The sequence below is a fragment of the Aeromonas popoffii genome (genome assembly GCF_000820025.1).
In the GTDB taxonomy this organism is placed as follows: Bacteria; Pseudomonadota; Gammaproteobacteria; order Enterobacterales; family Aeromonadaceae; genus Aeromonas; species Aeromonas popoffii.
On the sequence record NZ_CDBI01000038.1, the window covers coordinates 19,673 to 28,596 of the forward strand.

At 50.5% G+C, this 8,924-nt stretch carries 5 protein-coding genes and 1 tRNA gene; all 6 read left to right on the plus strand.

Going from position 1 to position 8,924, the window contains the following annotated elements:
* Positions 1-571: 571 nt before the first annotated feature.
* The 6 genes from dauA to BN1129_RS23215 all read left to right on the plus strand — a co-directional run bounded on the left by dauA (position 572) and on the right by BN1129_RS23215 (position 8,743).
* Positions 572-2,308: a C4-dicarboxylic acid transporter DauA gene (gene dauA / locus BN1129_RS07640; protein WP_042035646.1), complete on the plus strand. Its 1,737-nt coding sequence runs from the start codon at positions 572-574 to the stop codon at positions 2,306-2,308.
* A 275-nt stretch (positions 2,309-2,583) separates the two neighbouring features.
* Positions 2,584-2,671 (plus strand) — tRNA-Ser (locus BN1129_RS07645).
* Positions 2,672-3,761: 1,090 nt separating this feature from the next.
* A complete protein-coding gene (locus BN1129_RS22365) occupies positions 3,762-4,289 on the plus strand; it encodes a fimbrial protein (protein WP_084204599.1) in 528 nt (175 codons plus the stop codon).
* A 24-nt stretch (positions 4,290-4,313) separates the two neighbouring features.
* On the plus strand, positions 4,314-5,012 hold the full coding sequence (locus tag BN1129_RS07650) for a fimbrial biogenesis chaperone (protein WP_084204600.1): 699 nt from the start codon (positions 4,314-4,316) through the stop codon (positions 5,010-5,012).
* Between the two features lie 184 nt (positions 5,013-5,196).
* Complete coding sequence (locus BN1129_RS07655) at positions 5,197-7,671, plus strand: fimbria/pilus outer membrane usher protein (RefSeq protein WP_042035647.1); 2,475 nt, start codon at positions 5,197-5,199, stop codon at positions 7,669-7,671.
* A gap of 100 nt (positions 7,672-7,771) precedes the next feature.
* Positions 7,772-8,743, plus strand: coding sequence for a hypothetical protein (locus BN1129_RS23215; RefSeq protein ID WP_157013304.1), 972 nt, complete (start codon positions 7,772-7,774; stop codon positions 8,741-8,743).
* Positions 8,744-8,924: the final 181 nt, after the last annotated feature.

Genomic DNA, 8,924 nt, shown 5'->3' on the forward strand with positions numbered 1-8,924 from the left:
ACGCAGCGGATATTAATAGCCTGTTGGCCGGGTGTCAACCCGCGACCCGACGCAAAAAATCGAATTTCGGCCCGTTTGCCCAAAACGTGGTCGTTGTGGACTATTTTCAGCACAATCAGCAGCTTGAAACGGACTTTTGCCGAGCACTTTTTCGTTTTGACACATGCGTGTCTGGCCGGGATCTGGCTGCCCTCGATGGCGAGCCACATAGCGGGCTTGCTGAGCCGAGGGGGAGGGCGGCGCATCGCGCCGGAGCAATGAAGCCATGACCCGGACCCGGCGGGAAGAGGTGTGGCGGATAGGGTGAGCGATTTGGCCGCGTCTGAATTTAGTTAGCAGGCAAAGTGAAAGATCGGCGTAATGGTGAGAAAAACCGGTGATATGTGGACAATAAACGGCGATTTTGCGTGGTAACGGTCATTCATTGATCCCGCCCATCGAAATATTTCATCGGCTGGAGTATGGTTGCCCAGGATACCATCGCCGCGTCGACAGCTCTGCCGGCCCTTGATGATGATCGGGCGCCGGTTCAATCCGGCCTTTATCTCCCTCTTCTGGTATTACGACATACATGCACAACCAAGCTCCTTTGCAAAGCGTGAAGCTGGCCATTGCTTTACGCCAATCCTGTATTGATGAACCCTATAGCCTCCCCCGCTTTGGTCGCGATCTGATCGCCGGCATCACGGTCGGCATCATCGCCATTCCACTGGCCATGGCACTGGCCATTGCCAGTGGCGTGCCGCCACAACACGGTCTCTACACCGCCATCATAGCCGGCATCGTCATTGCCGTGACCGGTGGCTCCCGCTTCTCCATTTCGGGGCCGACCGCCGCCTTTGTGGTGATCCTCTATCCGGTAGCCCAGCAATTTGGCGTGGGTGGCCTCTTGATGGCGACCCTGATTTCGGGCTTCTTTCTGGTGGCCATGGGGATGGCCCGGCTTGGGCGTCTCATCGAGTACATTCCGCTCTCTGTGACCCTGGGGTTTACCTGTGGTATCGGCATCGTGATCGCCACCTTGCAGATCAAAGATTTCTTTGGTCTGTTCGTGGCGCAGATGCCGGAGACCTACATAGGTAAGGTTGAGGCGCTGGCGTTAGCCCTGCCAAGCTGGCAATGGGGCGATACGCTCGTCGGGATTGCGACCCTAGCCGTGTTGCTGCTCTGGCCACGGCTGAGGTTGCCGGTGCCCGGTCACCTGCCCGCCGTGCTGGTGGGGGTGGGTCTGGGGTTTGGTCTGCACTATTTCGGGGTCGATGTGGCCACCATTGGCACCAAGTTCAGCTATACCCTGGCCGATGGCACTCAGGGGATGGGGATCCCGCCCATAGCCCCGACTCTGGTGATGCCGTGGTCTCTGCCCGGACCGAATGGTGCACCGGTTGAGTGGAACCTGGCGGCTATTCAGCGGTTGCTGCCAGCGGCCTTCTCCATGGCCATGCTGGGGGCGATAGAGTCGCTGCTCTGCGCCGTGGTGCTCGATGGCATGACGGGGCGCAAACACAGCTCCAACGCCGAACTGGTGGGGCAGGGGCTGGGTAACATACTGGCGCCCTTCTTCGGCGGCATCACGGCAACTGCCGCGATTGCCCGTTCCGCCGCCAACGTGCGCGCCGGGGCGACATCGCCTGTCTCCGGTATCATCCATGCCCTGGTGGTGTTGGCGGCCATTCTGGTGTTGGCGCCCTGGCTCTCCTGGTTGCCGCTATCGGCCATGGCCGCGCTGCTTTTGATCGTCGCCTGGGACATGAGTGAGGCACACAAGGTCGTGGAGTTGGTGCGTCGCGCGCCTAAATCCGATGTGCTGGTATTGATGGTCTGTCTTTCGCTCACTGTCATCTTCGACATGGTGATTGCCATCACCTTCGGGGTGATCCTGGCGTCACTGCTGTTCATGCGTGAAATCGCCAAGATGACCAGGCTGCACGATCTGGCGGATCACAAGCGCTATGCCCACGAAGTGCCGGCCGGTGCCTTGCTCTACAAGATCAATGGTCCCCTGTTCTTTGCCGCCGCCGAACGGGTCTTTGGCGAGTTGGTAGCCCAAGTCAAGGGACACAAGTTGCTGGTATTGCAGATGGAGGCCGTTTCCATTCTGGATGCGGGGGGGCTCTCCGCCTTCTTGCAGTTTGAACAGCAGATGGTCAAGGCCGGGGTGCAACTGCGGGTCGCCGAATTGCAGTTTCAGCCGCTGAAGACCCTGGCGCGTGCCAAGGTGCGTCCCGTACCCGGTCAGCTGGAGTTTTATGGCTCGCTGGAAGAGGCATTGAAAGGTGAACATAGCCAAGAACAGCCGGCAACCTGAGCAAATGGGATGCCGGTGTGACAATATTTTGCGCAGTTGGCTCGGTTCTTGAGCAAACAGACTGAAAGCTGCAAAATTGCGTTGACCCCAGGATACAGCATCCCTTACATTACGCCCCGTCGCCGCGGCATGGCCCGTAAGCGATGGTGTAACTCAGGCACCTGAAAATGTGAGAAAAAATTTGGTGAGGTGCCCCAGTGGCTGCCCACCGATGAAGTCGGCAAAAAAAGCACGCATCGCGTGCTCCGAAAGCCACTTCAAAGAAGTGAAAATTTGGTGAGGTGTCCGAGTGGCTGAAGGAGCACGCCTGGAAAGTGTGTATACGGCAACGTATCGAGGGTTCGAATCCCTCCCTCACCGCCAAATGATAAGCCCAAGCAATTGCATTGCTTGGGCTTTTTCTTTGTGTGTGATTTTTGATATGCCATCTGATATTGGCTGATACGGCACTATGTCGTACAGCGCAGGTCGATGCGGATAGGCTGTCATCTCTGGTAACGGCTCACAGCCAATGAGGATGCCGCGGGTGTGATCTGTATGTGAGTAACAACCGCATTGGTGATGCTCTCCGGTGCAGTCACGCTGAATGCCTGACCATTTACCGTACCCGATGCGGTAATGACTACAACCCCGGGTGCAATGCCCTTCACTATCCCTTTGTTTTCACCTGTGCTGCGATTGTTGCAACGGCAGGATCGCTACGGCTCCAGCTCACGGCGGGTCGGTTGGGTCATCCCGCACATTCAGATTTGACAGGGCTACCTCTGCTTTTAATGGCTAAGTGGCGTGGCCCAAATCGATGCGGCATGAATGGATTTAACTGAAAACGTGGCGATCTGATCACCACCATCCCCTTCAAGTCAATATTCATGGGCAAGGCGTGTTGCCCCATCACCCCACTGGTCTTAATACAACAAGTATCTAGTTCACCGTGGCTCTCCGAGCGTCTGGGTTGATGCCGACTGGATGTGACCCCATAGTGCCAGACCCGCTTACCCGCTTACCCGCTTAGGGTTGTGATACCCGCTGCTTAGATATTCCCTTTGTGCGGCTGATGATAGCTCCTGTCACTGTGTCACCCAACGAGCTGGCAAAACGGGAATGCAGCGCAATACATTCATTGACTCAAGCAAGGTGCCAAACCACCTTGCCCATCAGTCAGTGCAACGCTGACCAAGTCCCGCCGTTTGTGATTGAATTCGTTATTTTCGGCGTCATTTGAGGTTAATTAAGTGATGGAGTTCAGTGCCCTGGCCATCAGGCAGCCCTGTAGGGATATGTGGTAGCTACGCCAGAGTCAGAATATTCCTACAAGCCGGGTCTGTGCTGGCTGACATACGGGGCTGTTGTATGTAAGTAAGATATCTAGGCCTGGTCAAGTAGTGAGATAACGCTAACTAGTCTGGATATTACCTTAACGATGCAATACATCAAATATGTAGGAATGACATAAATGAATAAAAATATACTTTCCATCGCGGTAGCATTGACACTTTCCACTGTATCTGTGTCAGCAAATGCGGATCAAATTACCTTTTTGGGCCAAATTAATGCGTCAAGTTGTACCTTGGCAAGCGGTGGTCCAGGCTTGGTGATGCAGCTTCCTACTATCTCAGTCGATGACGTAAAAGCTGTTGGTGCACACACAGGTGCGCAGACCCTTCGTATTCCGATAGAATGCCCCGGCGCTACTGGTGGAGAAGTGATATCGGTAGCACTGAAGCCGGTGGTTGGTACTATCAACGGTGATTATGTGCTTAATAACACAGCATTGGTTGAACCAGCTGAGAATGTAGGCATTGTAATATTAAATAAGAATAATGAATTAGTTAGTTTTGTAACTGGTACTTCAATGTTGGAAGAAGTTCTGGATGAGACAGGAACAATTGATGTTCTCCTATCGGCCACGTATGCTAAGACTGGCGTGCCTACTGCGGGTAGTGTGAGTGCGGTATTGCCATTTAGCATATCTTATAAATAATTTTTATGTGCATGGCGTCATGCCATGCACATGTTTATATTTGGTGAAACTATGCGAACTGTCTTTTTTTTATGGGTTGGACTCTCCTCTCTGTTCTCAAGTTATGCTAGCGCAGCGATATCGCTCAGTGCAACTCGACTGATATATGGTGAAAGAGATAGGGAATCATCAATTAGTGTCATTAATAATGGCGAGCAAGATGTGATGATTCAAAGCTGGTTGGAAAATAATGATAATGATATGGTGCCGCCTCCGTTTGCGGTGACCCCGCCATTGTCAAAATTAAACAGCAAGGAGCGGCAGTTATTGCGGGTGCTGTTTCAGGGGCAGGGGCTACCAAAGGACCAAGAAAGTGTTTTTTGGTTGAATGTGCAGGAAATACCGCAGATGGTGGACGGCGGAAAAAACGTGTTGCAATTAGCCTTACTTCAGCGCATCAAACTGTTTTATCGTCCGGCTGGATTAATGGGTGATGCGAATTCTGCACCGCAGCAGTTAAATATAAAATTGATTAACAATCAACTTGAATTGCATAACCCAACGCCCTATCACATCAACATGGTGAATTTTAAACAGGGTGGAAATGAAGTGGATGTGCCGATGATAGGGCCAGGTGAACGAGTGTCAATTCCGGTAAAAAATATAAATTCACACGGCGGTTTTTCTATCACAACGGTTAATGATTATGGTGCAATAGTGACACATCAAGCAAATTTCAGTTAAGGTGCCGCAACCCCGCTGATTGTCAATGATAAATAATCTTGTTTGTTGGTTTGATACTGACATTGATAATGGTAGTTGTAAATATTGCATTATAACGCCATACAGTGTGACTGATGAAGTGATGGCGTGTACGTTTTTAGTGGGTGATTAACTCCACTAATATGTTGGAAGTGGTGAGGTGAGCATGTTTTTTGAAAATAGAAAAATAATAACATGGACATTATTGTCTATTTCATCGCTTCTATTGCTAATAAAAGAGGCTGAGGCAACAGCCAGCGAAGGCACTCCGCGTTTTAATGATGCCTTTTTACGCGGTGGGCAAAGTATTGACCTCGAGCGTTTTTTGGCGCAAGGCGCAATCTTGCCAGGGCACTATCGTGTCGAAATTTATATCAACACTCAACTGCTAATGACAGAGGCGGTTGATTTTAGCCAGCTGGGCGATGAAGTCCAGCCCTGCCTTACCTCATCATTACTTGATGCTATTGGGATGAAAGAGACTGCGATCTCGACGCTATCAGTGCTGGGTGACACCCCGATGGGCTGCTTGAATATAAAAGATATCGAGTATGCAACGTGGCGTTATGAAGGCGGCACTCAGCGCCTGTATCTTTCGATTCCTCAAATAATATTAAAACGTAGTCGCTCAAACGGTGATGTAGCCCCAAGTCAATGGGACCAAGGCGTCACCGCCGGGTTTGTTAATTACAATTTACAGAGCCGATTTGACCACCGAGATACGGTGGGTGACAGTACTAGTCACTATATAGGACTAAGGTCAGGGCTGAATGTGGGCGCTTGGCGGTTGCGCAATCAAGGTAGTCTTAACGTTATCGATGATAATCATCACTGGCAGAGTGACCGTACTTTCGCTGAGCGGGATTTGACCAGTTGGAAAAGCCAGTTGGGGGTAGGTCAGATCTATGCGCGTTCTGAGGTGTTTGATAGTCCAGCGTTAGTAGGGGTCCAGGTTCGGTCTGAAGAAAGTATGCTGCCGGATGAGTTGCGTGGCTACTCGCCTGTGATCACGGGCATGGCTGAGAGCAATGCGACGATCGAAATCCGTCAAGGTGGTACCTTGATTTTGAAAACAACGGTGGCACCAGGCCCTTTTGCGCTACGCGATATCCCTACTCATGGGAGTAACGGCGATCTCGAGATCACTGTCATTGAAGCCAATGGCAGTCGTAAGGTGCGGACGCAAGGTTTTGGCATGTTACCTGTTATGGTTCGCGAAGGCGTCGGTCGTTATCAATTCAGCGTGGGGCAATTGGATAACAATCAGTTGTCATCCGGTGACGATTGGTACTTTTCCGCAGATGGAGCCTATGGTCTGTTACCTGAGTTGACCGTCTATGGTGGTTTGCAAGGTATCGAGAACTATTATGCCATGAATGCAGGGATGGGCATTGGGACTGGTCTTGGCTCTTTTTCACTGGATGTGACCCATGCAGACAGTAACACTGAGGTAGGTCATTATCAGGGGCAAAGTTATCGCTTTCGTTTTGGTCGAGTATTCCATGATGCGGGAACGACCTTGGCGTTGGCGGGCTATCGCTATGCTACGGAAGATTATCGCACTCTTAATGACCATATCCAGGACGCCAGCACCAGCATTAATCATGCTGGCGCGCGAGTGCGTACGGACCTCTCTTTATCTCTCAACCAGGAACTGCCTGGTGATCATGGTGGGGTGAACCTGGCGGCAGGTGAACAGGAGTACTGGAATAATCGAGACCGAACCCGTTCATTGTCTGTTAACTATGGACGCAGCTGGGGAAAGTTAAGCTTTCAGGTCGGTGCTGAGCGTCGCTACAGTGATAATCAAGACGAGACGCAACTGACCTTCTATGCGTCCCATCCTTTATCTTGGGGGAGAGGGAACCACTATCTTACCTACAACGGCAGCCATACCGGCCAACAAGAGGGAAAAACAGCTCACAATCAGAGCGTGGGTCTAGCCGGTAGCCGGGATAACCACAATTACAGTTTGAATGTGAGCCAGCAGCAAGAGACCACCAGTTGGTCTGCCAGTAGCCAGTTAAGATCTGCGTTTGGCGATGGGGGGGTGGGTTACAGTGGGGGCAGTGGTTATCAATCCGCAACCCTCCACTGGGCAGGCGCCTTGGTGGCCCATGCCGGTGGTGTCAATATGGCCCCCACTCTTTACAATGGGGCGATTTTGGCTGAAGTGTCAGGATTGGATGAGGCGGCAAATATTGGGTTTGACAACAGTGAGGCCAAAACGGGTCGCAACGGTGTCGCTGTGCTGAGTAATGTAGCGTCCTATCGGCGCAACGTGGTGAGCGTGGATAGCCAGAGCTTGCCAGAAGGCGTTGAGCTGACCAGCAACCAAAGTCAGGTTGTGCCGCGCCGTGGGGCGATTGTTCACGCTAAAGTGACGGCACGTAAAGTGAATCGGGTGCACTTCACGCTGCGGGATGTCACAGGAAAAACCTATCCCTTTGGTACCCAACTGCTGAGTGCAGAAGGCGCCTTGCTGGCGATTGCCGATCCTCATGGTCGAGCACTGGCTTTGCTTGATAAAACAGAAGGGAAGTTGGAGATCGTGAGTGGTAGGGATCGTTGTACTGTTCCCTATAAAGTGCCAAATAATGCAGAGGGAAACTATATTGAAGCCACCCTGCAGTGCCAATAATGATTTTCTTGTAAAGATATTGGGCTCGTGGTCACATTTCACTGTGCCTAAAAATAAGCACATACTTGTTTTTTGATAAAGCTGTAGATGAGGGCGTTTCATGAAGATTGGATTTTTTTTACGTTTCCTTGTTGTGATTGTTATTTTTTTTCCTGGCCGGAGTCATGCAGCATGTAATTCTGTGGCGCAGACAACGTGGGATATTGCAACACCACAGACGGTGCCTTTTAGTGGTGCAAGAGATCTTTTTCAAAGAGGGCCATATCTAGGCTTAACTCAAACACAGCATATCGCCTCTCTTTTTCTGTGCAATGATGGGATGCGAGACTATAAGTCACAATATACCGGGACATTACCCACAACACCCAATAATTATGGTGCCAATACAATATATGCCTTGCCAGATGTGCCTGGCTTTGGCGTGTCAATTGATGTAAGCGACCCGAATAGACCATGGGTTGACTTAAAGTCAACACCTCAATCGTTAATCCAATATCATCATATAACGGGTTTGCAAACGCGCCTTCAGTATCATATCTACGCTGATTTAATGCCGGGCAGCTACACTGTGCCACGAATGAAAGTGGGCGAAGTGTGGGGGGAGTTGGTTTCGAATAGAAATGATAAAACACCTATAGTGAGTTTATATATACCTGCAATGACATTTAATGTTTCAACCTATGGTTGTGAATTGAGAGTGCCACCTACCGTTTCACTATCGTCGGATTTGGAGCAGTCAAACTCTTTTAATGTAGAGATATATAACTGCGGAGGAACAGTAAACGCATTTGTAAGATTTACGGATCCTGCCGCCCAAACAAGTGTAAAAACAGCGTTGACGAATAAAGGAGATGCTAAAGGGTATGACCTTATATTTAAGAGAAGCAATGGTGCTGCGGTATCACTGATCCCGACAGGTACGGCTGCTCGGGCTGGTGAAATTTCTATTGGTCGCTTAAATCCTGGTGGTTCGCATACAGAAACCTTTTTTGCTCTATTGAACCGAAATGCGGATGAAGTAAAGCCTGGCAAACTAGAGTTTGCAACTATTGTGGGTGTTTCATACCGTTAAATAGGTGACGTGTAACGAGATGACATTCATACTAATCTCTACTAATAGATAAGAGCACTATAAAAAGATCCACATGTGCCTAACACAGAAGGGAAGTTGGAGAGCGTGACGGGTGGCGAGCGCTTTACTGTCCCTTATAAAGAGCCAAACAAGGCTGAAGGTAGATTGGCCCCTTGAAGAT